Raw genomic sequence first — 24,053 nt, forward strand, 5'->3', positions numbered from 1 at the left:
GCTAATGACTTCAACGCGCCTGCACTTCGTCTCTTCTTCTGATTGCCCCTAAGACGGTCCGAGGCAGAACGGGACTGAACCGTGTCATGAAAATTTCGCAAATGGCGACACAGCCAAAGCCGATCAGGAGAGCACGACGATGGCACCGGGAAGCGACGTCACCTTGGCGCCATAGGCTTCCTTGACAAGGGCGATCAGATCGTCGACGCGGTCGATAGCAATGCGTGCCTCGACGGGACGGCGCCCGAGTGCCTCATTCGCGAGAATGATCCGACCGTTCCGATACCGATTGACCTCGCTGACGACGTCAGCAAGCGGCGTTTGCCGAAACACCAGTTGACCGTCGCGCCAGGCCATGACGACGGCAGGATCGACGATGGCAGGTGCGTTCACGATGCCATCGGCATAGGAGGCCTGCTTGCCCTCACCCACGGTGACGGATGTCCCCGCATAGGCGATCGCGACCATGCCGCGATGACATGTGACCACGGAGCGCCCGCCTTCGCATCGGAGGTTGAACTGCGCATCGGTGGCGTGAACGGCCCCGCCTCCGGCCGCAACCGTCAGTGTTGCGGGCTGTTGCTGCGAGACGGAGATCGCGGCCTCACCGGAAATCAACTCAAGCCTTCGCGCGTTCGCCTCGTGAAGGACGTTCAGACTGCTGCGGGTATTCAATTCGACCGTAATTCCATCACCCACCGCAATCTGGCGTCGCTCCGCGGTACGGGTTCGGTAATCGGCGGCCAGCTCCTGGGGCGATGGCCACAGCTCCATCGGCGGGCGCGCAATCAGATAACCGGCCCCGGCAACCGATGCCGCAATCGCTCCGCCGAGAAACCAGCGACGGGAACGTGCTGTTCGGCCCGACAACGCATGACCTGACGCCGCAAGCCCTGGCGACGTCGATACGGCTGGGTGGCGCGCCGCCTGTTCCAGCCTGTCCCACAGCGCATTGGCCTCGGCGAAAGCCCGCGCATGCGCCGGACTGCGCGCGCACCAGCTCGCCAGATCCCGGCTATCCGCAGCCGTGGCCTCGCCGGATGTCAGGCGGACGAGCCACGCCTGCGCCGCGTGCGCCAGCGCCTGATGTCCCTTCACGTCCGTCATTGGAGTGCTGTCCTCACCCATCCCTTACCCCTTAAGACTCTTTTGGGAGGCCGGGACCGAACCGACGGATGACTTTTCTTCCCAGACGTTGCGAACAGTGCTGCAGGGCCTGCACGAGCTCCTTTTCCACCATCCGTGGGGAAATGCCGAATTTCACCGCGATGTCGGCGTGCTTCATTTCATGAACCCGCGCGAGCAGGAAAATTGCCTTGCGACGCGGCGTCAGCTCGTTCAGCGCAGCCGCAAGCTCTTCTATTTCCCGTCGCGCGTCCGAAATGCGCTCGGGATCGAGGGTGTGGTCCATCATATGGCGTACCACCTCGATTTCGGAAACGGAAAGCTTGCGGCTGTCAGCCTGGCGGCGGTCCGCGGCCTCGTTCAGCGCCATGCGAAACAGGTAGGATTCCGGCTTCTGGATGGCATCGATGTCGCCTATCCGGTCGAGCCGCAGCCAGGTCTCGTGCAGCACCTCGACCGCCAGGGCATCGGAGCCCAGCCGGCGACGCAGCCGCTCGCGAAACCGCTGATATTTGGCCTCAAAGATGCTCCGCATCCGGAGAATCGACGTTTCCGTCATCGCGCAGCCCCGGTCGCGCAGACCGCGTCGGACGTGCCTTGCTGCAGGATAACGGTGACGGGCTGCGGCAGCCCGACCGGCGGCGGTGTCACTCCGGCGCGCGCGATCGCGAGGGCTATGCGCGCATCGCGGCCATCGTCACCGCTCGAACCGACCGGATGGATCGCATCGATCGATCCAGCCTGTCCGACCCACACCTGCACCACCGAACGGTACGGTCCGGGCCGTACCTCCGCATCGCTGCAGAGCGCCTGTTCGATCGTACCCTGAATCAGCGCGAAGTAATGGCTGAACTCCGCGCGACGATGCCCGTCAGAATGCTCGCCATCGATCATCGGCGCCGTCGTGTTCGGACCGACCGTGAAGGCGGTGTCGCCGGCACGACGAAACGAAAGACCGGTTCCAGCAAGAAGAATGCGCAGTGCGTCCTGCGGGAGCAACCGCCCGTGAACCGCGGCTGATCGCTTGCCGCCGGCGACTTCGGCATCGACCAACGCGGCCAACCCCGTGCTGTCGGCAAATTCGACCAGCGCGCTGGCGAGCGGCTGCGCAGCAATGTCGAAACGTCGTGCTTCGCTGGACGCTCGCGCGTCGATCGGAGAACCCAGCAAAGCAACACCTACCGCAAGACGAAGCGCAACGCCCACATGCGCAACCCATGGCGCGGGCATTTGACCCCATCCTCACATTGAAGGGCACGTGACGTGCCAAGCACGTACCTATGTGACAAGTATAACAACTAGATGTCAGGCCAGAACCGCCCGAAAAGTCACAGATTTTTCCTGCGTACCAAGCTGCGTTAGCTTATCCGATGTACCTTGCACGATGTCTGTGATCGGCACGTCGAACATTCTTGCTCGATCACCTAGTTCAAAGGCAAGCAAGCGAGCACATCAATCCGCTGCCGAGTGCCTGCTTTACGTCCCAGGAGCGGATCCGGCTTACCGGATCGTTGAGGAAGATGAGCCGTTAGAAACCACACAGGCCGATCTGCCGGCCCTCATCAAGGGCGTTGGCGGCGCTTCTCTGCAGCAAGCTCCGCAACCTGGCTATCCGTCAATGGACCCAGCCCAAGAACCTGATTTGGGCTGTTGGCGTCATAGCCGCGAACATCGCTTCGCTTGCGCCTCTCCTCCTCTTCCTTCCTGGCCTTTTCCATGTCAGATGGGCTTCTATCGGCATCGCCGGCACTACCCCCGTAACCCAGCACCTCGACGATGATCACCGACGGTTGGGCCGTCGTGGTCTGCTGGCCAGCGTCCTTGACGGCGTCGGCGGCGGCCTTGTCCTTGGTGTCGATCGAAAGATTGACAGCTGGTGCTTCCGCCTTCGGCACGCCCTTGCTGTCGCCACCGACCTTGATGTTATCGGCATTCAGAACGAACATCGCGGCGACGTTGAAGTTGCCTGCGACCCGGATGCCGGCGTCGCCCGCATCCACCGTGCCTGATGGCGCGATCAGATCGAGATCGCCGGGCTCGACGCCGGCATAGCCAATCACGGTACCGATGCCGGCGCCGCTGATCCCTGACTTTTCGACTAGTCGCGTGACTGAGTCTTTGTCGGTGACGATCTGCGGTGGCGTGCCGACGCGCGTCGTCTTGGCGCCGCGGCCAGCGTCGATGTCACCGAGTGTGGCCCAGATCGTCACGTCGCCACCGCTGAAGGTCAGCGCACGCGAGCGGTTCACGACGACGCTCTTTTTCGCAAAGATATCGATCTTGCCGTAGCCCAGCGTGATCAGGCCGAAGCCCGGCTGGACCACCTGGTTCAGCGCCGCGATCTGCAGCCCGCCACCCGGCGTCATCACCTCGATGTTACCGCCGGACATGGTGCGGAACATGGCGTTGTCGCTTTCTACATTGCCCTTCCAGCCGTCGCCAGGGAACAGGGTGGCGATGGCGGCGTAGCCGCGCTTGTAGCCGCCGGTCGCGCCGCCGGCGGTCTGGTCGCGGCCGGATTCGCGAAGCTCCTGCATATAGACCTGCCGCAGAAAGCGCTGCTGCGTTAGCGCCGGCATCGCCTTGAACGCCGCCCAAGCGTCAATTGGCGAGAGCGTCGTACCGGTCATGTCGAGGACGAAGGAAACTAGGCCGTAGCGAGTCTGCTTGTCGCCGCCGAGGGCGGGCCGACTGTCGTCCGTAAAATACAGCGGCAGCACCTGACCGCCAACCATCGTGGTGAGATAAGCAGGCATCGCCGCGGTCTGCGTTGGATCTAGATAGGTCTTTGCCATGGAAGCGTAATCCGGCTGCTTGCCGTTGAGCCCCGCAATCATCTCGATTGAGGCGCCGGTCTTGGACAAGCCGTTGATTGTGGTGTTCGGCCGCACCTCGTTGGTGGTCGCGTCATACAGACGGTTGCCGTCGCTTCGGATCGCCAGCGCATCGCCATAGATATCACGTCCGCTGGTCAGCAGGAGCGAGCCCGGCCCCTGGACGACGATCGCAGGAACGATGCTTGGATCCTGCGGTCTGATGTTGTGGTGGATGTAGTCATTGCCGGCATTCAGCCACGACACGTCGGTGGAACGCAAATTGCGCAGGTTCAGGTTGAGGTCGCGGATATCCTTGCCAGCCGACATCCAGACTTGCTCGTTGGTGGTGATGGTGTTCTCGGTCTTGACAACCTCGCCGGCCAGGATGCGTCCGGCGCCGCGGAGGATGTTTCCATTCAGCGCATAGAACCGGCTCGGCTCCATGTCGCCGGCATTGGTCAGGACGTCTGGATTATTGATGCTACGAAAATACGCATTGCTGCCACCAAAATCGACCAGCGGATCAATCGGATTGCGCAGGATGTCAAGAAACCGCGTCTCGGAGAACCGCGTGTTGGTGTTGAGCTGCAGCGTGGCCCCGCCAAACGGGCGCAGATAGGACGGCAACATTCCGGGCGTAGCGCGGGCCATCACGATCATGCCAGCGGTGATGTCCTGCGACGCCAGCATCGTCAGGTCGGAGGTGGCGCCGGGCAATGTTGCAATACGGCCGAGATTGCTGATCGAACCACTCAGCGACGCAATCCGGGTCTGTGCCGGATACAGATTGCCGGAAAACTGGTTCAGAAAGGCAAGGACGTTGGGCGTAGTTGCCCTTGCGGAAGTCACATCCTGTGACAGATAGTTAATCTGGTTGACCAGCGTAACGTCGCCCCCCAACGAGGTCAGGTTCAGACGACTGTCGCCGGTTTCGCCGACCATCAGGGCCTGAGCATTGGCGCCCTTTTTCCGATCGAAGGCCATCAGCGGATCCATCACCGTCTGCAGACGCAGCTCCCCCGCGGTGTGAACGTCGAGACGCGCGTCGCCGAGCGCCAACACCGGCGCGATGTCGTAAGTCGTCCACGAGGCGGGGCTGGTGATGATTGACAGGACCTGACGTCCGATAGCGAAGGTGTCGGCATCGATACTCCCCGTCCCCCGCGCGACATAGTAGTAGCCAGCCTTGATGGCGCCGCCGGCGGCGACGTTCATCGCGCCGCCATTGTCGATATGCACGACGCCGTCGTCGGCGGTGACGCCGCCGGTGACACGCCCGGTGGTGGCCACCGCCACCATCAAGTTGTCGAGATTGCCGCCGGCCCGAACGTTGACGTTGCCGCCGCCGAGCACGCCGACGCCCTGGATAAAGGCGCTATGGTCGACCCACCAGGTCGATTGCGATTGCTGCGTGAAGCGCAGGTTTGCTCCGACGTTGCCCTCCTTCTTCAGCCAGTCGCTGATGACCATGTTGTTGGTCATGATCGTAGGCAGCACCGAACTGATGCTGCCACTGGCCTCGATGCCGAGATGACCGCCGAGCACGCCGTAGACTGCAGCGCCCGGCGCGGTGAAGCCCGCATAACCGACATTGTCCTTGCGACCGGCGGTGTAGATCACGGACTGGTAGTGCGCGAGGCTGATGTCGCGGCCGGCGCGCACGGCGATATCGCCGATGCCGGTGCGCACCTGAGTGCCGGTGGATGCCGCGCCGACGGTCAGCGTGCCGCTGTTGGCCGCCAGACCTCCCAGCGGTTTTACCGTCAGCGCGCTGGCCGCGCCGAGGTCGGCGCCGGCGACCAGCCGGATGTCCCAGGAGGCCTGATCGAGCAGCACCGCACCCGTGCGGACGGCGCTGCTGAAGCCGTCGCTGATATTGCCGGCAATGGTCAGATTGCCGGCTGCGCGCAGCGTCAGGCCGCTTTCATGGGCCGCGAACGTATTGGCAAGATCGATGTCGGAGGTCAGCGACAGATCGCCGGCACTGCGGATCTCGATGCCGGCCATCACGTCGATGCCCGGGACAATCCGCGCTGCGATGCCGGGCGCCGCCACCATGAATGTGCCGGCATCGACGATGGCGCCTGGGATGCCGGGGGCGCCGGGCAGCAACTGGGATTCGACCCTCCCGTCGGTGCTGGTGTAGACGGCGACGGCTTCCAGCACCGCCGAACGCGCGCCGGTGATGACCGCCGCCAGATTGCTCACCATGACGTCGGTATGGGCTGACTTCTGCAGGGCGCGGAAGCGCACCTTGCCGCCATCGCCGCCGGAGACGTCGATGCTGCCGCCGCGGACATCCAGCGTACCATTGCCGGCCTCGAGCACCACCCGGCCGCTGCCGAGCGCGGTGGTTGAGCGCGCGCTCAGGCTCGATCCCGCCAGCATGGTCAGACCGCCGCCGCCGGCGATCGCGATGCTGCCGCCATATGCGGCGCTGGCATCGACGCTGCCGGTGATGGTGACAAGGCCGGCATCGGCGCTGAGCGAAAAGCTTGCTGCCCGGCTGCTGCCATCGAGCACGACATCGCCCGTGCGGACACGGAATGATTGCGAGCGCGTGAAGCCGGAAGCTTCCAGCTGCTGCGCCAGGCCTGCGAAGTTGGTGAGCGTGCCGACGTCGAGCGCAAATGACCCGCCTTTGCCCGCATCCGCCTGCGCATGGACGATGCCGCCGAGCACGACAGTTCCGCCCCCCGATGTCACCGCAAGGGTGCCTGCATCGCCGCCGGTCGCCGCGGCCAGTTTGAGAACCGAGCCGACATGGGCGATCACGCTGCCGCCGGCCGAAGCCAGGTTGATGGTGCCGGCATTGGCGGACGCGGTGACGTCATTGAACGTCTTGCTGAAGCCGCCGACATCGATCATCGCGCCATCGAGGACGTTGACGTCGCCCGACGTCGCGGTCAGCGACACGATGCCGCCGATGGCATCGACGCGGCCGCCGAATTCGATGCGGCCGCCGCTGAACGCCCAGCGCGAGCCGAGGCTGTCCGCGTCGCGTACCAGCGCGGCATCCGCGCCGGCGACGACAAGGCTTCCGCCTGTCGCGATCGACTGGTTGGCGCCCTTCTGCCCGGTGATGAGAGGCGCGAAGAGGCTGACGGTCGCAGTACCGGCATTGAGGCTGCCGACGCCCTGGCCGCTGATGCTGCTGCGTCCCGTCAGCGCCACGGTGCCGAAGCCGCGGAAATTCTTGGCGCCGCTGCCGAGCACAAGCCGATTGGCGCTCAGCTCCAGCATTCCCTGATCGGCAACGAGCGGATCGACAAAGCTGCCGCTGCTGTTGCGCAATACCACGGTGTCGCCATTGAGGACGACCGAGCCCGTGCTCCGTCCGACAAGCGCGGCTGCATCCAGCGTGACCGATCGCAGACCGGCGGCGCCAAAATCGATCCCGGTGTAGAAATCGATGCTGGTGTAGCTGCGCAAGGTCAGATTTTCGGCGCGATTGAACTGCGCAAAGCCATTGGCATCGAACACAAGACCAGTGCCGCCGCCGAATCCGATGCTGTTGCCTGACAGCGTGATGTCCTTCGCCAGGACGAGCGCGGAGCCGGACAGCGTGGTGTTGCGGGTGGCATCGACTATCAGGGCATTGCCGCCGTCGATCACGGCGCCGGCGCCGATGGTGACGGTGCCCGTTGCTGTCTGATCGACATTGCTGCGCAGCACGTTGACCGCACTGCCGTTGGACAGCCGAATCAGTGCGCCATAGTCGCGCGCCGGGGTTGCAACCTGCGGCACGATGGTGAGATCGCTGTCGTAGCTGCTGGATGCGCCCTGGGCGCGCAGCACGCTGCCGTCCGCGATCGCAATGGTGTCGGTGGCGGCGAGGATGATCTCGGGGCCGGTCAGCGCACTGCCGGCGTCGTTGCGGATGATGATGTTGCCGGCACCGACGGTCAGCGCAACGCCGTTGATGGAATTGCTACGGGTGCCGCCGAGCAACAGGCTGGCTGCGCCAAAGCTGCTGAGCCGCGCCGAGTCGATGATCAGATAGCCGGCAAGGCCCGAGCGATCCTGTCCGGCACCGACCACGGCGATGTTGGTCGCAAAGATATCGACCAGGCCGCCGCGACCGCCGTCAGCCGCTTGCGAGAGAAGCTGTCCGTCCAGGGTCAGATCCCGGCGAGCCTTGAAGACCACCGAACCGCCGTCCATTGGACGGTCAGGAATGGCCGGGGTGAGCGCCGACAGGCGATATTGCGTTGTCCGGAAGGTTTCCGACGCAAAGAACGTGTTGGCGCTGGCTTCGTTGTATTCGCTGTAGGCGCGAACCACGCTGCCGCTCATCACCCGCCAGTTCGAGGCCTGAACATCAGATGCCCCGCTCACCGCATTGCCGGACCGGCCGGACATCAGAAGCGTGCCATCGGGCAGCCTGGTCGATGTCGGGATCGATTTCCCGGCGCTGCCCGCGACCATCTGGACCGCGAACGCCCCCGGCATCAGCGCATATTTCGCCGGCATCAGGTTGTACCACCCGGCTGCCAGACCATTGCCGCCGGCCAGCCACACGCCGCTGCCCACGGTGCCCGCGGGCGCCGTTGCCGACGCGAAGGCCGGCATGATGGCATAGGTGTTGGGCATCGCCAGGATGTCATGCGAACCGCCGCTGCCGACCACGAATTCCGACGCGTGCAGGTTGCCGCCGCCGCGGATGTCGATGGTCGATCCCGCCGCGACGTTTACCGACGGCGCGTCGAGCATAATCTTCTTTTCCGGCAGCGCCGAAAGGACGGTCGGCGGATTGCCCGCGCTGCTGATCTGCACGGCCCAGTTCTCACGGTTGAGCAGCACACCATAAGGCAGGTCCATTCCGTCGCCAGACACCGAGACCACGGCACCGGCCCCAAGCGTGACCGAATTGGACGCGGACAATGTCAGCGAGCCGAACGGCACCCGGACGGTACCGCCGATATCGACGTCCGGCGCCTTGATCGTCAGGTTGCCGCCAGCCGACAGTGCCGCCGTTGGAGCGCCGTTGGCGCGGACGAGGATCCTCTCGGTGGCAGAGACAGTCGCCGTGGTCTGTGTTGTTGGATAGATTTGCCCGGCCTGCAGCGTCAGCGTACCGACCGTATCCAGTAGCGCGCTCACCCCCGTCAGGGTCTCGCCTCTCACAGTGACCTCCGGCGTGCGCAAGCGCAGGTCGCCGGCGATCAATATCGTCGAGGCATAGCCGCGCACCACCGCGAGCGTGGCATCGATAACGCCTGCTCTCAGCACAAGTGAGCCAGTCCCTGCCGCGGCGCTGGTGGCGCTCAGGCCGCCATTCAGCGACAGCATACCGGCACGAATTTCGCCGCTGGCAGCCGGATTGGCGGCAATGATCGTTCCAAATACCGTGACCGCCGCAGTCGGCACATCCATCACGGCGCCGTTGCCGATCATCAGGCCCAACATTGTGGAGAGATTGATAGCGGAGAAGCCGCCACCGTTGATCGCACCGATCGATGCCGTCACGTTCATACCGTTGGCACCGATCAGACTGATCGCGTCGAACAGGCTCGACGACGGCACGTTGCCGGCGCCGGCCAACGACGGATTGTAGATGCGTAGTCGGCCGCCGGCCGCACCGGGACCGCCCGCTCTGGCCTGCAAGCTGGCCGCGATCGAGGACGAAGCGAGGGTTCCACCCTGCAACGAAATCTCACCGCCATCGCTCGCCAGCGAGACCGTCGCGTCGCTGCCGCGTCCGTGCTGGGGATCGTCGATCACGCCAGTTGTTCCCGACACATCGATCAGCACGCCGGATGCCAGATTCATCGCGCCCGTCAGACGGATGGCGCCACCGTTAAGCACACTTCCGCCGAGCAAACCGGTCTTGAAGTCCGGCGCAATGGCGGCGAGACCTCGCGCAGTAAACTGTGCATCGGGCGCAACGCGTAGCGTCGTAGCGGAAATCGAAATGGTGCCTGCCGGCGCATCGATGTGACCATTGACGACTACCGTGCCGCTGGCAACAGGAACGGCTGCAGTGGTGTTTTCAGCAAGGGTGATGCTGCCTTTGACGTCGGTCGTCAGCGTCGTTCCTGTTCCAACCGTGATGACCCTGGGTGCCGTGACGGTCAGCGAAGCGGATTTACGCGCCAGGCGCTCCGGCAGGTCGAGCACGCGAATCCGTCCGATATCCGCCAGCTTTGTTCCGGAAGGCGCCGAGACGAAATCGGTGCCGAGATCGATGTTGACTGGGATCTGACTGATCGCCGCACCTTCGGCGAAGGTGACGTTGTCCTGCGCTTCGATCTGCACCGACCGGAAGCCGCGTTCGGCCAGCAATGTCGCTGGCAGATAGCTGTTCGCCGGATCCGTCGGCACGATCCCGCCGATCTGGACACTGCCCGCTGCGCTGATCGTAAACGAACCGCCCGATCCGGCGGCGAAAGCACGCAGATCGATATCCGCCACGCTGGTGGCAAGGTTACTCAGCGTGATGGCGCCGGCATCGCCAAACTGCAGCTTCTGCTTGCTGCCAAGTTTTTTGAGCCAGCCGCCGCCGGAGACATCCAACAGCGCCGTCCTGGCGATACCGACCTTGCCGTCAAATCCGAGAATCGTCGCATTGGGGTCGATCTGGATCTTGATCTCGCCACCGTTGATCTTCGGTGCGAGTGTCGCCGCGCCGTTACTATATTCGTTGATCCACTGGCCGGACACGTCCAGCGTTACGCGATTGCCGATCACGATGTTGTCGTCCGCAAACAGTCTGATCTTGCCGCCGGCGATACGAATGTTGCCGTTGATCGCAATCGTACCAAGACTCCCCGTCGAGGGAGATCCGATCGTGCTGATGTTCAATTCGGCGCCCGGCGACAGATCAAGGTCGGCGCCCGCTTCCTGCACGAACGACCTGTCGAAGAACAGGTTGAATTTTCCCATCCCCGACCGGTTGAGCATTCCGGAATCGAGCCAAACGGTCTTGGCACGGCTAGCCAATGGCGGTGGCGTCGTAGAATCGAAATAGGTCGTTGGCAGCATGGAATTGACATCGAAGTCATCCGCGAGGTGAACGGGCGATCGTGTGACGATCACGTTCGACGTCAGCCACGGATTGTCCTTTGTCGGACTCCCGCCACCGATCTGCAAAAGGCCGCCTGCCGCGGCCTTACCGCCGGCCGCCTGCCGTTCGCCGGTAATGACGTGGCCGTCGAGTTCGCCCTCCATGGCAAAGCCCGCACCGTTGTAGATGTAAATGCTGCCCGCGTTGCGGCCTTCCGAATAGCCCTGTTCGAACCGTCTGCCGTTGTGCCGGTCGAAAATCGAACTCCAGGTTTCCGTGACGTTGATCCGTGCGTGATAGCGCGAGAACCCGCCTGCCAGGCCGACATACTGCCGGTCGGGCATTGCCGCCCCGATATCGTAGATTCGGCCGTCGGCCCCGAGCAGCTTGGTCGTGGTGATGTAACCGTCGGCGTAACGAACCGAGCCACCGGCGATGTCGAGCATCGCGCCGGCACGGACAACGATGTCACCGCTCGATTTCAGGTTGATCCTGCCGCCAACGGTCGATAGTTCAGCGAGATTGGTCGAGCCTGTGCCGATCCAGCCGCTGACATCGCCGATCGGCGTGCCTTTCCAACTACCGATCTTGTAGCTGCCGTCCTTGTTCTGGATCCAGTTCACGCCGGCCATCGGCCCATCGACGAATGTACCTTCGACGCGCTTGTCGACGTAGATGGTCGCGCCACGCAGCCAGGAGTCGATATAGAGTACGCTGTCGCGCAATTCGTTGATCCGCAGCTCGGCCTTCACCGTGTTGCTTTCCATCGTCAACAACACATCGCGCAGGCCAGCGACGCTCAACAACGCCCCTTCGCCAATGTAAAGTCGGCTGCCATCGGCGATGGACTTTTCTCCGTCAAGCGGTTCGACGGCGATATTGGGTATCTTGCTCGCGATCGCCGAAATGGTGCCCGACGGCGCCACTACAGTGGCACCCGCTCTGATGTCGATCAGGTTGCCGCGTAGATCGATGCTGCCGGCGCGGTAACGCGTATCGACGGCCGAAAGCTCTATGGCGCTGGTGTCGGTCAAGTCCGGCACCACGGTCGTGACGCTGTCCGATCCCAGTGTCAGCGTGCCGGCTCGCCAGCGATTCAGGGCATAGCTATCGCCGTTATGTCCGACGAAGCCCTGGCTCCAGCCGTGCAGAATGATTGAGCCATCCTGGTTGTTCAGCGCCGTCGAGGCAAACGCGCCCCCGTTCTGGGCGACGTTACGAGCCACCATCGTGACGTTGCCACGGGCGGCCTCGACCACGCCGCTGTTCAAGATACTGTAGCCTATGTCGGCGGCACGGGCGTCCATTTCGGCGATCGCGGAAGCATAAATCAACCTCACCGCGGGTAGCGCATAGGTCCCATCGAAGTCGCTGTAGTTCATGGAGAAGCGCATTGGCGACGATGTCGTGACATCCAGACCGCGAACAGCGCTGGTCGCATCAAAAGTAAACGGGTCGAACAGCCACGCATTTTCGCCGGCGGCGAGCAGCGTCTGGCCATTCGGCGTCCGGATGGTGCCGGCATTGATGACATGCGGCGCAAACATCATGGCCTTACCGCCGACCTGGCTCTCGATCAGCGCACCGGCCTCGACCGTGATGTCTCCCGGCGTCCTGCCGTACACGATAGGAGCTGCCGTAGGCTCCACACTTGCGGGAATATCGCCGAAGGTCTGCAAAACGATTGTGGAGTTGTTGTTATTATATCTGGCAATGACCGTGTTGATGCCTGCCATGAACTGCGCGTTGCTGAGGTTCAGCGACGACGCCACCAGAGTGTGGACGTTGACCTGGCTCGAACCGCCGAACACGATGCCGTTGCGGTTGATGACATAGACCTGTCCCTCGGCCTTGATGGTACCGAGTATCTGGCTCGGTGCCAGCGACGGATCAAGCACGCGATTCAGCGCGATCCAGCTTGCGGAATTCGCGCTGCCAGCGCTCTGGTCGAACCGCAGGTCTGTCTCGCGGCCGACGTTGAACTCGTCCCAGGTCAGGATCGCCTTGGCTTCGTTCTGCTTGACCACGACCTCGGTTCGTTCGCCCGATGTGGTCTGCGTCGGCAGGTTGGCACCCTGCCACAGGCCCGCACCGCCATCGGTCCTGCCCGACGTTGCACCGGGCGCGACGACGAGACCACCCGGCGCAAGCCCGTTCGGCACGCCTGTTGCGGTCGCCATCGCAGCCGCACGCGCCGCTTGCTGCAGGTTGCGCATGGTCTGCATGGCGCTCGCTGCACGGATCATCGCCTGCGACCCGATTTGCGCGGCTTGCTGCGCCCGCGCCTGAGCCGCCTCTGTCGCGACATTGACCGCCGACGTCGGCGCTCCACTCGAACTGCCGCCGCCAAGACTGCGCGCATCCGCTCCGCCAAACGACGTGGCCAGCAATGCGACCACGCTGGCCCCAGCCAACAAAGCGCTATGCCCGAGGCCGCGATACGCCTGCTTCGGACGCGTGTGCTGGCGAGTGTGCTGGACTGACATGCTGGCGCCTTCTCGATAACGGATTACAAACCGGCAGCACCGCCATTTCGCGACACTTCTAAGCCCGGGATGAATGGCGCCGACGACGACCGAACAACTTTTTCAGGTTTCGTAAAGATTATTCCGACCGCGGCCACGTCATCCGACGGCGGATACCAGCCATCATGTCAGGAACACGACACCGCCAGGCAATTCGCGGGCTTTTGCGCCGAAAATCTGGACGATCTGCACGATGATCTTGTCGGTCTCGGCGATCTTGATGCGGGCATTGAGCAAGCGCCGTCCGATATCGCCATTCATCAGAACGATGCGTCCCGGGCGATAGCGATTGAGCTCGGAGATCACCTGATGCACCGGTGTCGCATCGAATGTCAGCACGCCCTGCTGCCATGCCGTGATGCTGGCCGGATCGATTGCGGCGACAGCGCCCATGCCTTGGCTGCCGTATGTAACTTGCTGACCATCGGTAAGCGCCATGGACTGACCATCGCGCGCAACGTTAAGTTGGCCCTTGAGGCAGCTGATGGACGCCTGCCCGCCGTCGCATCGCAGGTTGAATTCGGCATTGGTCGTGATTACGCGTCCGTTCGCCGCAACCACCGTCAACGGCGATTCAGATGCAGCCGTTGAAATGGCAGCTTCCCCCGATAACATTTCGATCTCCGTCGCCATCGGCGACTGGGTTCGGACTGCGATGCTGGTTTTTGTATTCAGGTCGAGCGCGACATGATTGGACAGCTGAACCTGCCGCCGCTCGCCCGCGCCGGTGCGGTAATCGGCCATCAGCTCGGTGTAGGACGGCCAGAGATCGAGCGGGGGGCGGATCGCGACGCATGCCACCGACGCAGCCGCCAACGCTCCTCCTAGGAACAACCGCCGGCTCGGCATCGCCGGAGACCGCCGCGGAGCGGCACGCGCCATCGGAATCACCTGCCGGTCGTCCGCGCTGCGGCGGCTCTCGCTGGCGATCGGCCCGAGCGATTGCCACACCCGCCGCGCTTCGGCATAAGCGCTCCTGTGCTCCGGGCTCTGCCGATACCAAGCTTTCATGACGGCGACATCTGCCGGTGTCATATGCCCGGCCATGAAACGCACGATCCAGTCATAGGCCTCTTGCCTGACCGGACCGAGGTCCACAGGACGATCATCGGCAACGGACGCAATCTTCATCGGTGTTGTCTCATTCGGCATCGTCATGACGGTCTTCGCGTATTGCCGCGACGGGTAACACTTCCAAGGAAGATGCTTCTCGCGCGCCCGGACCGAATCTCCGGATCACGTCGCGGCTCACTTTCGCGCCACAAAACATCAGTGCTGCTTTCAGTTCTTTTTCGACGAGGCGCTGCGAGACGGCCAATTCGTCGGCGATCTCGCGCAACTTGCGCGCTTCCAGCCGCGAGGCAAACAGGATGTAGCGCCGACGCGGAGAGAGTTCGTCGAACGCCGCCTTGAGGGCCTCCAACTCCTGCCGGGCTTCCAGGCTGCTCAGCGGATCGGGCGCTTCATCGACAAAGCCGAGCGCTTCATCCAACTCGGACAGGCTGGTCAGGCGGCGTTCGCGGCGAAAGCGCATCCGCGCAATGTTGGTGGCAATCGTCAGCAGATAGCGCTTCGGACTTTCGATGACGCTCATCAGCGAGGAACGCTCGAGATGCAGATAAGTCTCCTGCAATACGTCACTTGCAACATCCTCGGATCCGAGCCGACGCGTGAGTCGCCGTCGCAGATCGTCATACTCGCCGACCAGCATCTGTCGTAGCAGGGTGACATCCGCGGAATTACTCATGGGCAGCGGATCGCGATTCCGTTCCCTGCATCATGCAAGCCGACGACCCCCGCGACTTTTTCGGCATGAGCATCAGATTGATCGGTTGCGGCATGGCGGCCGGCGGCGGCGCGCCGATCGACAACCGCGTCAGCGCGGACATGTAGACACGATCACGCGCGTCAATCCCGGTTCCCGGCAGCAGCTCCGCGCGCTGCACGTTGCCCGCCGGAGATATCCAGACCCGCGCGACAAAATCGTCCGGGTCGGTCGTAGCAACGGGTGCGCGGCAAAACGCCTGATCAAGGCTTTGCTGGACCAGAGCGAGATAGGACGAGAACTCCGCGAGCCCCGCTTTTGTCCGTTTCACATGGGATGCCACATCGCTTGGTGCTGGAGCAAGAATGGTGATCGTGCCGCGATCAAACGACGTGCTCGACAAGCCAGTCCCCTTCAACATCACCCGCAGCGCGGCGTCCACCGGATATTCGCCATGTACCGGAAACGAACGCCGCCCGGAGACGACGCCAGTTTCGTAAAACAACGCAACCTGCGTGGCGACACCGAATGCCTTGAGCGCGACGTCCAGGGCCTGCGACGGAATATCCAGCATGACAGACTTGACGCCGGCGTCTTCCTGCGTCGCATCAACGCGCACGCGATCGATCCTGCTTTCCGCAGCGAGGGGGTGACTGGACAGCAACAAAACGAGACCTATTAGCGACGCACGGCCAGACCAGGCACGAGCCCAGATCGACAAACGCGCCCCCGGTGCCACGTCCGCCCTCCCCATCTGCAACTATCACATCAGCGCTGATGTAGGCCCCGTCTGTGACACTGACATGTCAAACAACGGCTCCAAGACATTGCGCCTGACGACCATGGCCTCCCCAGATCGATCATTCGCCCTGCATCTTACCGCGTGTTTAGCGACTGACGCTCGGACATGCTGAGGTTCTGTTTCTCCGTTTCGTTCAGTTCGCCGACGCCGACGACCTGGAATGCGCTGTTGTGGTCGTAGCTGCGCTCGCTTCGCTTCGATCGCTTCAAGTCCTCGCTGTCGGCTGGCGTTGAGCCTTCTCCGCCGCCATAGCCGAGCACTTCGACGATGATGACCGATGGATTGTTGGTGGTGGTCTGCGTCGGCGTGGCAGTCTGTTGCGTCGCCGCCGTGGCATTCGAACTCGACAGTGCCGCGGTGATGCTTGGCGCCTGCACCGTCGGAATGCCCGAAGATGAGCCCTGCACCTGGATGTTCGCGGCATTGACGATCTGAAGCGCCGCCATCGCAATCTCCGGTCGCTTCGGCCGCACGCGGCGCGACCACCATTGTCACCGGCTGCGGCAGCCTCGGCGGCGGCGCGTCGAAGCTCACGCCGCGCAACTCGTCGGCGATGATCGAATCTCGCCGGTGGAGCTGAGCAGGTTGAGACCCTGCAACTCGCCGGACGAACCGACGGAGAATCGAATGACCGCTCGATAGTCCCCGGGAGTCGTCTCCACATGACGACAGAATGCTCGCGCCACACCGACCTGCAAGGCGTTATAATATGGGCCGAATTCGGAAAGTCGCGCACCGCCATATTGTGTCGGCCGCGATGCTGCCACGACCGCAAAGGCCTTTCCGGTCAATACTTCGGTCAGCCCGGTCCCTTCCAGCAAGACGCGCAACGCTACATCAGGAGCCAGGATACCTTTCACTGCGGTCGATCGCCGCGTCCGCGCGAGTTCACTATCGTAGAAGGTCTCGATATTCGTCGCGGTCACATAGGCGTCCAGCGCGGATGCCAACGACTGCGCGGGGATGTCGAAACTGAGGCGATCGTCTTTCGCGTAGACAACGGTTGCAACCGTCAGCGTCATGATCGCCACGGCTACCAATCGCCGACAGCCTGAATAAGACCGCTGCGAAACTTTCGAAAGCGCTTCTCGCCACGGATAGGCAATCTGATGTTCGTACATCCGTCGCGATCACGAGCAATTCGGGTAGGCCGTTTCGCCCAACAAGACGGCGCATCCGAACGCACCGATCATACTTAATCTCTTAGAGATCAATTATTACAGATAGACGACCACCCGAGATTGGACGAGAACAGTCCAACGTCCAGGTTGCACAATGACTTGAATCGGTCCGCGCAATAATCAAATGTTCCAGGAAAGATAGAGTCGAGAATGAAACTGCGACGTCGCATTTCTTTATGGACGGCTTAGCGAACTGCAGGCGTCCTCGCTTCACTTCCGGTTCCTGGCTAGTCTTTCGACAGATTGAGCGAGAAGCGCAGGTTGATCGGCTGCAACATCTCTGGCGGCGGCGCTTCGCCAATATTGCCGCGGGTCAGAACGGTGCGCAGATCGGTGTTGGCGCGCTCGTCCTTGAACGGCGCGAATGATACCCGTTCAACGGTGCCATCGGGGTTAAGCCAGGCCTTGACGACGAGCGATGCAGGCGCACCGTTCTGGGTGCCATTGGTCTCTTTCAGCCAGGAGCGAAAGCGATTGGCGATCGCTTCATCGGCGGAAATCCATTCTTCGAACCTGTATTTCACTAGCTTGGCAAACTGTCCCCATGCCGGCGGCGCGGCTTCGGGGCTGCGATAGTCGATGCCTTGAGCGACCGCCGGCGATGCCGCGATGGTAATCAGGCCGACCGAGGCAAGCAGCGCCCGGAGCTTGCCCGTCCTTAAGGCTCCCGTGAAAGAACCGCGCGTTCGTTTCATGGTGACGCCCTCTAATTCATGCAAATGATGCGTGCGGAAATGCTTGCCGCACGATGCGCCCGCGATGCGGAGCCGCTGATCTGAGGCCGATCGTCCTCCTGCAACCGCACATTGCTGGCGGCCAGAAATGCCTTGGCTCCGCCGGCGCCGACTGCGAGCACGCGATTGACGGCGGTCTTGCGACTGACCACGCCTTCGACCAGCCCGCGCGAGTCCAGAACCGGCGCGCCGCTCGCGCCGAAGGTGATGTTGGTATTGAGCGCGATATGCCCAGCTTCGTCGCTTCCATTGGTGGTGCCCACGGATGCGTTGGCAAGCATCGCTCCCCGGGCCAGCGATGTCGGCAAATTCACGTAATCGGCGACGAAAACGATGCCGCTGGGCGCGGACACGACGCTGCGTGGAAAGGTTGCAGCCAGTCCGCGCGTCTTCGCGGTCTTCAGCAAGGCCAGGTCGTAGGGAGTCGAGACGGCCACCAAGCGTGCCGCGCTGGTGCGTCCCTCTTTCTGCACCATGATGCGACCGCAGGCCTGCACGACATGACGCGCAGTCAGCATATGGCCGGCTTCATCGACGAAGAACCCAGTGCCCGCGCGTTCGCCGCGCTCCACAGGCGGCAGATCGGCGCGCGTCAACGGTTTCGGCGGCGCAAGCACAGGAACGTCGGTACGGGCCGGCAGCAGGAATTGAGACCGGGCCGGCGACACCGTGCCCGCAGTAAGCGGCAAGACAACCAGGATCACGCTGGCGCACCATCTGGCGATGCATGACCTGCCCGGCTGCGCAAGGCGATCCGGAGGCTCGGTGGTCATCCGCACTAGCTTGACGGACATATCTGGCTAGCGCCGTGGATTGCCGTTGAACGTCGGCTGCGGCATTCGGAACGGCACGATCGAGCGACCGTAGTTCTGGCCATATTGCTGCTGGACCCCAGGCAGGTTCACGATCCCGATCCGGGTATCGGACGACCTCGCGTCGATCGGCGGCAGGTTCAGGCTCGGATTGACCTTGTCCACGTCGCGCTTCAGCGTCTGATTAAGACAGCCGTAGCTCCGCGAGCCGCCGATCTCGACATCGACGCAGCGTTCGAACGTTCGCGCGAGCGCCGTCTGCCCGCCGATGATCACTTCAGGCTTGGGCGCATCGGCCGGCGGAGGCTGTTGCGCGAACGCCGGCATCGACAGCAACATCGAGCACATCACGATGGAAAGCCTGGCGATCATCACGCGTCACTTTCCTGCGGTCTTCGCAACGTTGATCTGAATGGCAACCTGCGCGAGACGATTGTTCAGCGCTGCAAAGTCCACGCGGCCGGCGCCACCCAATGTCAGGCAACGCTTGCGGCAGCTCGCCGTCGCCGTGCCACCACCGAGGCCCGGGCGGAAACCGAATGTGGCAACCGGCACCGTTCCTGTCAGCGAATAACCCTTGGCGGCCAGACGTGCCCGCGCCTTCGTGCAATAATCGACCGACAGTTGCGAGAACCGTGTCTCGCCATGGCCGGCGCGATACTTCATCAGCGCCGTACACAGATCGCCACCGGCTTTCGACCACGCCTGCGCGAGATAGCGCACACCATATTTGATATTGACCTCGGGCGCGGCGAAGCCAGCCATGTCGCCTGAATAGCCGAGCATGCGCGCCGTCGCCGGCATCACCTGCATCAAGCCGATCTCACCATCGGCGCCGATCCGGCTCGGTTCATAGCCGCTCTCCACACCCATCACGGCTTCGGCGACATCTGCCGGAAGGCTCGTGAGACGCACTTCCTGCTCGATCAACGAACGATAGAGCGCACGCGGATTGGCTGTGCGTAGCGTTGCGACTAGCGCCATCGGCGATGCCGGCGGAGCATCCGTTCGCTGCTTGTCCGACGCCGCAGCATCAGTTCCGGCTTCAGCCACTTCGGTCTGCACCGAAGCGACCCTGGTGTTCTCGGTAGTCTCAGCCGCCGACGGGACAATGCATGCCGTCAGCAAACCAACGCCCAGAGCCACCCGGACACCCGCGTGGCGGGCAATCCGGATGGGAGAGGAAGCGCGATGGTTTGCGAAAGAGCGCACGAATTTATCCTGGATCCAGTCAGGCAACCTTGGCTTCGGCGGGCACCTGATCCGGCGCAACAGGAGCAACTGCGGTCTGCTGCGAGGTTCCGAGCTTCTGCAGCTCTTCACGCAGATACGGCACCAGCGCCTGCACCAGATGATCCCAAATCTCCACATTGGCGCGCACATTGTTCGGCGAAACGCCACCGATCAGCGACACGTCCATGGTGAGCGCGAGGAAACCCGGAACGACCTGCAAGCGACCGAAGCGACGCAGCGCGTTCCAGCGATTGACCACGTCCAGCGGCAATTCGCCCTCGATGTTCAGCCAGGCGCTGAACGTGAAATCCACGAAACTGTTCTCGTCCGCTGCTAGGCGGTTGCCGGGGCGAACATCGAAGCCGAATCCGGCGGTCGACGAGCGCAGCAGCGAGACGTTGGCTGCGGGATCGGAAACCAGATCGACCCGGTAGCCCGAATTCTGCATGAGATCGCGAAGCGATTCCAGCGTGACACTGACGAGATTGGTATCGGTCATTACAGATACTCCTGAGTTGCGAACGTGTTAGTTCCGCGCCTTGTCATCGAGTAGTTTGGCAAGAGCGAGTTCGTTGATGATAGGCGGCTGTTGCTTGAGCATTTCCGCGAGGTAGTTCTGTCGCAACGCGGTCGCGCGCTGAGTGCGGATCTGGCGAACAAGTTGTTCGCGCACTTCCGGCAACGTGCGCGTATACGGCACTTTTGTGTCAACCAGACGAATGACGTGGTAGCCATCGTCGAGCGTAATTGGATCGGACACACCACCCTTCGCGAGGCCAGTGATCTGCGCACGGATTTCAGGACGGATCTGATCTTCCGGCAGCAGCCCGAGATCGCCACCGCGCTCGGCACTTTCGCCCGCAGCACTATCCGCACGCGCGATCGCGGCAAAATCCGCGCCCGGCGCCTTCAGCTTCTTCTGGACTTCGTCGAGCTTTTTCTTGGCGGCGTCGGCAGTTGCCTTGTCCGCATCCTTCCCCATCGGAATGAAGATCTGCGACAGCTGGTACTGGCGGGGCACCTGGAACGCGGCGCGGTTGGCCTCATAGACCTTCTGCAGATCGTCATCCGACGGGAAGTTCGCCGGCGGATTCGAAACCGACTGGAGATAGAGTTCAACCAGCGCATTCTCACGCAGCTTCTGCAGCTGGGCGGTAACCTGCGGCTGCTGGTCCCACTTCTTGGCGTTCAACTCCTGCAGCACGAGGCGATTGGCCAACATCATGCGCACGGCCTGGCTCAGCAACGCCGGGTCCTGAGCCACTGCCGCCTGCTCGCGCGGACCGAGTGTCGCGAGATAGGCGCGCAGATCGTCCGCACCGACATCATTGTTGCCGACACGAGCCACCACTTCGCCCGAAGTTTTTGTCGACGCGACCGTGCTCGGCGCCGCTACAGGTGCAGTCGCCGCCGGGGCAACCACAGCCGGCGCGGCTGGGGCAGCGGCCTTCTGCTTCGCCGGCGCAGGCGCTTGAGCCACGCGTGGCTGTGTCGGCTGAACTGGCGTCTGCGCATGAGCCGCTGTCAGCATGAGGGCCGAGACGCCGGCAATACCGCAGCTCGTCGCGAAGATGAAGGAACGCATACGCATTATTGAATAGCCTTTTGCTCGAGCAGTTTGTCGTCGTAGTCCTGCAGGATGTTCTGAACCTCGACACGGCGGGCGCCAATGAGTGGTTCGTTGATGACGGCAATGTCGCCGAACGAAACGCCTTCATAGCGACGCAACAACTCACGGCCGACCTTCATCAGCTGAGTATTTTTGGCCACGCAGCTTTTGGTGCTGGCCTTGTAGGCAGTCGCCTCGCCTTCGAACTTGGCGCGCTCACCATCCTTGGTACGCGCGACCGTGGCGGCTTCCTCATAGGCGCCCTTCCACTTCTCCAGTGTCTGGTTACGATCCTCGAGACGCTGGTTGAATTCGTCCACGGCTTCGCGATGGGTCTTTTCGACTTCCTTGACTTGCGCCTTTGCCGCAGCGATCTGAGAAGTCAGTGCCGCCTTTTCACGCTCGGCATCGGCAACCTTGGCCTGCAATGCCGAGCGCTGATCTTCAAGGGAGCGGGTCTGGGCCGTTGCGCTACGCAGGGCCTCGCGGAGCTTGTCCGACTCGGCATCGGCACGCGCTTCTACGCTTGCCAATGACGATAGGACAACAGCAACAGTGAGCAAATGTCTGGTCATGATCAGAATTTCGCATTCAGGTCGAACTGGACGACGTCGACGGCATAAGGACCGCCAGCGATGTTGTTAGCACTCATCCAGCGAAGCGACGCCCAGACGTTGTCCGCGATGCCGACATTACCGCCGATGAAGTAACCCTTGAGGTTGGTGCCACCGAGGCCAAAGTCAGAGTCGGCGAAAGCGTCGATCGTGGCATCGGATTCGAGATACTTGTAGCCTGCGTGGACATTCCAATCCCACAGACGTTTGACTTCCTTATGACCAACGGTCATGCGGCCCATCCAGCCCTGATTGCCGCCCTGGAAAGGTCCGATCGAGCCATCCGACGTTGGCGCATTGTTGTTGATAGCGATCAAATTCATCGCATTGCGATCAAAGGCGGTGTTGTTGACGTACTCGCCGTCGATGACAACGTGGACCGGATGGAAATCGCTGAGATCCAGCTGACCACTAACCACGACGGGGCGAAACTGGCTAGCCAGGCCAAAGTACTGGAACTCCGACTGAAGCGTACCGGGGGGCATCACTTCCGGAATGATGTTGCGCAGCTTGCGATACGTATTGCCCTTCTGTGCAAAGGACGGACGCGTCTGATCGGTGTTACAGACGTCGGCAGAGACGAGAACGGAGCACGGGGTCGAAAGTCGCCCCTGCGTGTTGGTGAAGTCATAATAGGCGACGCCGAACCGGAAGCTCGACTGCGGATCGAACTTCACGCCAACGCCGGCTTGCACGCCAAACATCCATTTGTCGTTGCTCGGATACTTACCCGGCAGACCGTCTTTAATATCGTTCTGGTCGAGATTGTAGCCAGCATTCAGGTCGGAATTGAATGTCGGGAAAGCGCCTGCGACGAAGAAGGGTGTCACGCCAGGGGCAACCTCATGCCGGATCTGGGCGGCAACGCCATCGAAGCCGAGATCGCGGTGCCATACGAGATCGGTGGGCGACCAGAATGGATTGTCGAACCGCCCCACCGCAACGTTGAATTCGTTGGACGGTTGATACCGCACATAAGCGCGGTCGAGCCACAGCGAGTATTTCGAGAAATTTCCGCCGCTGCCGCCCAAGGTCTGGTTCAGAGACACCGGGGAATTGCTATCGCCCGTTGCGATGCGCAAGCTGCCGACGAAGCTGTCGGCGATGTCGATGTCGGCACCCAGACGAACGCGCAAGCGAGCGCGATCACGGTTCTGGCTGGTGTTGTAGGTCGGCGCCCAATAGAACTGGTTCTCGGAGAGGTCGTAAGGCGAACCGGTGTTGATCGCGTTGTAATTGATGAGGCGCGGATCGTTTCCGGTCGGATAGAATTGACCTTCGTAGCGTGCACGCATGTCGCCGGAGAAGCGGATGCGCTGTGCCCATTCCGGATATTTGCCCGGCGACGCCCAGTTCTCGCTGTGAGCCCGATCCATCACTTCGCGCTTGATCTCGTCGCGCAGCTGGCGCTTCACGATCTCAGGCACATAGGTGACATGCTTCGTTCCCGGAGGTGACGCCGCGGCCGAGGCGGCGTTGGCGGTCTTTGCGGCTTCTTCCGCACGCGCCGTTGCACCCTTGGCAGCTTCGCGAGCGACATAGGCTTCGTCATCGGCCTGCTTGATCAGCGCCGTTGCCTGTTCCTCGGTGATCACGCCCTGCTTCACCAGCAGATTGACGAGGCTCGACGTCGAGTTCGGCGAGATCGGCTTGGCGCGCGACACCGCCGGACGCTTACCATCGGCGCGACCGCCGCCATCCTGCGCCAGAGCAGGAACGGTGCAGGCCAGTGCACACATCGATACGGCGAGCGGCGCCAGGCGCCAGGCGGTATCGGATTTTCTGTCAAACATCGGTCTCAAGTCCCCTAGTGATAACGTGACGCGTATTC

17 protein-coding genes are annotated in these 24,053 nt (G+C 62.5%); all 17 read right to left on the bottom strand.

Annotation, left to right across the window (positions count from 1 at the left end; genetic code table 11):
• Positions 1-123 precede the first annotated feature (123 nt).
• Entirely contained in the window at positions 124-1,107 is a 984-nt protein-coding gene (locus SFY93_RS22305) for a FecR family protein (RefSeq protein ID WP_320444619.1), read from the bottom strand.
• 31 nt (positions 1,108-1,138) lie between these two features.
• The gene (locus SFY93_RS22310) at positions 1,139-1,684 is read right to left on the bottom strand and encodes an RNA polymerase sigma factor (protein WP_320444620.1); all 546 of its coding nucleotides are present in this window, start codon (positions 1,682-1,684) and stop codon (positions 1,139-1,141) included.
• Complete coding sequence (locus SFY93_RS22315) at positions 1,681-2,355, bottom strand: STN domain-containing protein (RefSeq protein ID WP_320444621.1); 675 nt, start codon at positions 2,353-2,355, stop codon at positions 1,681-1,683. The genes SFY93_RS22310 and SFY93_RS22315 overlap by 4 nt, the downstream gene beginning before the upstream one ends.
• 332 nt (positions 2,356-2,687) lie before the next feature.
• The gene (locus SFY93_RS22320) at positions 2,688-13,433 is read right to left on the bottom strand and encodes a filamentous hemagglutinin family protein (RefSeq protein WP_320444622.1); all 10,746 of its coding nucleotides are present in this window, start codon (positions 13,431-13,433) and stop codon (positions 2,688-2,690) included.
• Between the two features lie 162 nt (positions 13,434-13,595).
• Positions 13,596-14,630 (bottom strand): FecR family protein, encoded by a 1,035-nt coding sequence (locus tag SFY93_RS22325; protein WP_320444623.1) that lies wholly within the window; start codon positions 14,628-14,630, stop codon positions 13,596-13,598.
• Positions 14,614-15,219: an RNA polymerase sigma factor gene (locus SFY93_RS22330; RefSeq protein ID WP_320444624.1), complete on the bottom strand. Its 606-nt coding sequence runs from the start codon at positions 15,217-15,219 to the stop codon at positions 14,614-14,616. Before SFY93_RS22330 ends, SFY93_RS22325 begins: the two co-directional genes overlap by 17 nt.
• Positions 15,212-15,811: an STN domain-containing protein gene (locus SFY93_RS22335; RefSeq protein ID WP_320444625.1), complete on the bottom strand. Its 600-nt coding sequence runs from the start codon at positions 15,809-15,811 to the stop codon at positions 15,212-15,214. Before SFY93_RS22335 ends, SFY93_RS22330 begins: the two co-directional genes overlap by 8 nt.
• A 302-nt stretch (positions 15,812-16,113) precedes the next feature.
• Positions 16,114-16,485, bottom strand: a complete 372-nt coding sequence (locus tag SFY93_RS22340; RefSeq protein ID WP_320444626.1) for a hypothetical protein — start codon at positions 16,483-16,485, stop codon at positions 16,114-16,116.
• An 84-nt stretch (positions 16,486-16,569) separates the two neighbouring features.
• On the bottom strand, positions 16,570-17,061 hold the full coding sequence (locus tag SFY93_RS22345; RefSeq protein WP_320444627.1) for an STN domain-containing protein: 492 nt from the start codon (positions 17,059-17,061) through the stop codon (positions 16,570-16,572).
• A gap of 386 nt (positions 17,062-17,447) precedes the next feature.
• Positions 17,448-17,915, bottom strand: coding sequence for a hypothetical protein (locus tag SFY93_RS22350; RefSeq protein ID WP_320444628.1), 468 nt, complete (start codon positions 17,913-17,915; stop codon positions 17,448-17,450).
• A gap of 11 nt (positions 17,916-17,926) precedes the next feature.
• Positions 17,927-18,727 (bottom strand): S1 family peptidase, encoded by an 801-nt coding sequence (locus tag SFY93_RS22355; protein WP_320444629.1) that lies wholly within the window; start codon positions 18,725-18,727, stop codon positions 17,927-17,929.
• Positions 18,728-18,754: 27 nt separating this feature from the next.
• Positions 18,755-19,138: a hypothetical protein gene (locus SFY93_RS22360; protein ID WP_320444630.1), complete on the bottom strand. Its 384-nt coding sequence runs from the start codon at positions 19,136-19,138 to the stop codon at positions 18,755-18,757.
• 6 nt (positions 19,139-19,144) lie between these two features.
• Positions 19,145-19,978 (bottom strand): lytic transglycosylase domain-containing protein, encoded by an 834-nt coding sequence (locus SFY93_RS22365; protein ID WP_320444631.1) that lies wholly within the window; start codon positions 19,976-19,978, stop codon positions 19,145-19,147.
• A gap of 19 nt (positions 19,979-19,997) precedes the next feature.
• On the bottom strand, positions 19,998-20,498 hold the full coding sequence (locus SFY93_RS22370; RefSeq protein WP_320444632.1) for a YbjN domain-containing protein: 501 nt from the start codon (positions 20,496-20,498) through the stop codon (positions 19,998-20,000).
• A gap of 27 nt (positions 20,499-20,525) precedes the next feature.
• On the bottom strand, positions 20,526-21,590 hold the full coding sequence (locus tag SFY93_RS22375; protein WP_320444633.1) for a peptidylprolyl isomerase: 1,065 nt from the start codon (positions 21,588-21,590) through the stop codon (positions 20,526-20,528).
• A complete protein-coding gene (locus tag SFY93_RS22380) occupies positions 21,590-22,183 on the bottom strand; it encodes a hypothetical protein (protein ID WP_320444634.1) in 594 nt (197 codons plus the stop codon). The genes SFY93_RS22375 and SFY93_RS22380 overlap by 1 nt, the downstream gene beginning before the upstream one ends.
• A 2-nt stretch (positions 22,184-22,185) precedes the next feature.
• Positions 22,186-24,015 (bottom strand): putative porin, encoded by a 1,830-nt coding sequence (locus SFY93_RS22385; RefSeq protein WP_320444635.1) that lies wholly within the window; start codon positions 24,013-24,015, stop codon positions 22,186-22,188.
• Positions 24,016-24,053: the final 38 nt, after the last annotated feature.

It is taken from the genome of Tardiphaga sp. 42S5 (assembly GCF_034044155.1).
In the GTDB taxonomy this organism is placed as follows: Bacteria; Pseudomonadota; Alphaproteobacteria; order Rhizobiales; family Xanthobacteraceae; genus Tardiphaga; species Tardiphaga robiniae.

What these genes read in the sequence shown, in the direction of transcription:
- SFY93_RS22305 (WP_320444619.1), bottom strand. Translation starts at nt 1,107, where the DNA reads ATGACGGACGTGAAGGGACATCAGGCGCTGGCGCACGCGGCGCAGGCG.
- SFY93_RS22310 (WP_320444620.1), bottom strand. Translation starts at nt 1,684, where the DNA reads ATGACGGAAACGTCGATTCTCCGGATGCGGAGCATCTTTGAGGCCAAA.
- SFY93_RS22315 (WP_320444621.1), bottom strand. Translation starts at nt 2,355, where the DNA reads ATGCCCGCGCCATGGGTTGCGCATGTGGGCGTTGCGCTTCGTCTTGCG.
- SFY93_RS22320 (WP_320444622.1), bottom strand. Translation starts at nt 13,433, where the DNA reads ATGTCAGTCCAGCACACTCGCCAGCACACGCGTCCGAAGCAGGCGTAT.
- SFY93_RS22325 (WP_320444623.1), bottom strand. Translation starts at nt 14,630, where the DNA reads ATGACGATGCCGAATGAGACAACACCGATGAAGATTGCGTCCGTTGCC.
- SFY93_RS22330 (WP_320444624.1), bottom strand. Translation starts at nt 15,219, where the DNA reads ATGAGTAATTCCGCGGATGTCACCCTGCTACGACAGATGCTGGTCGGC.
- SFY93_RS22335 (WP_320444625.1), bottom strand. Translation starts at nt 15,811, where the DNA reads ATGCTGGATATTCCGTCGCAGGCCCTGGACGTCGCGCTCAAGGCATTC.
- SFY93_RS22340 (WP_320444626.1), bottom strand. Translation starts at nt 16,485, where the DNA reads ATGGCGGCGCTTCAGATCGTCAATGCCGCGAACATCCAGGTGCAGGGC.
- SFY93_RS22345 (WP_320444627.1), bottom strand. Translation starts at nt 17,061, where the DNA reads ATGACGCTGACGGTTGCAACCGTTGTCTACGCGAAAGACGATCGCCTC.
- SFY93_RS22350 (WP_320444628.1), bottom strand. Translation starts at nt 17,915, where the DNA reads ATGAAACGAACGCGCGGTTCTTTCACGGGAGCCTTAAGGACGGGCAAG.
- SFY93_RS22355 (WP_320444629.1), bottom strand. Translation starts at nt 18,727, where the DNA reads ATGACCACCGAGCCTCCGGATCGCCTTGCGCAGCCGGGCAGGTCATGC.
- SFY93_RS22360 (WP_320444630.1), bottom strand. Translation starts at nt 19,138, where the DNA reads ATGATCGCCAGGCTTTCCATCGTGATGTGCTCGATGTTGCTGTCGATG.
- SFY93_RS22370 (WP_320444632.1), bottom strand. Translation starts at nt 20,498, where the DNA reads ATGACCGATACCAATCTCGTCAGTGTCACGCTGGAATCGCTTCGCGAT.
- SFY93_RS22375 (WP_320444633.1), bottom strand. Translation starts at nt 21,590, where the DNA reads ATGCGTATGCGTTCCTTCATCTTCGCGACGAGCTGCGGTATTGCCGGC.
- SFY93_RS22380 (WP_320444634.1), bottom strand. Translation starts at nt 22,183, where the DNA reads ATGACCAGACATTTGCTCACTGTTGCTGTTGTCCTATCGTCATTGGCA.
- SFY93_RS22385 (WP_320444635.1), bottom strand. Translation starts at nt 24,015, where the DNA reads ATGTTTGACAGAAAATCCGATACCGCCTGGCGCCTGGCGCCGCTCGCC.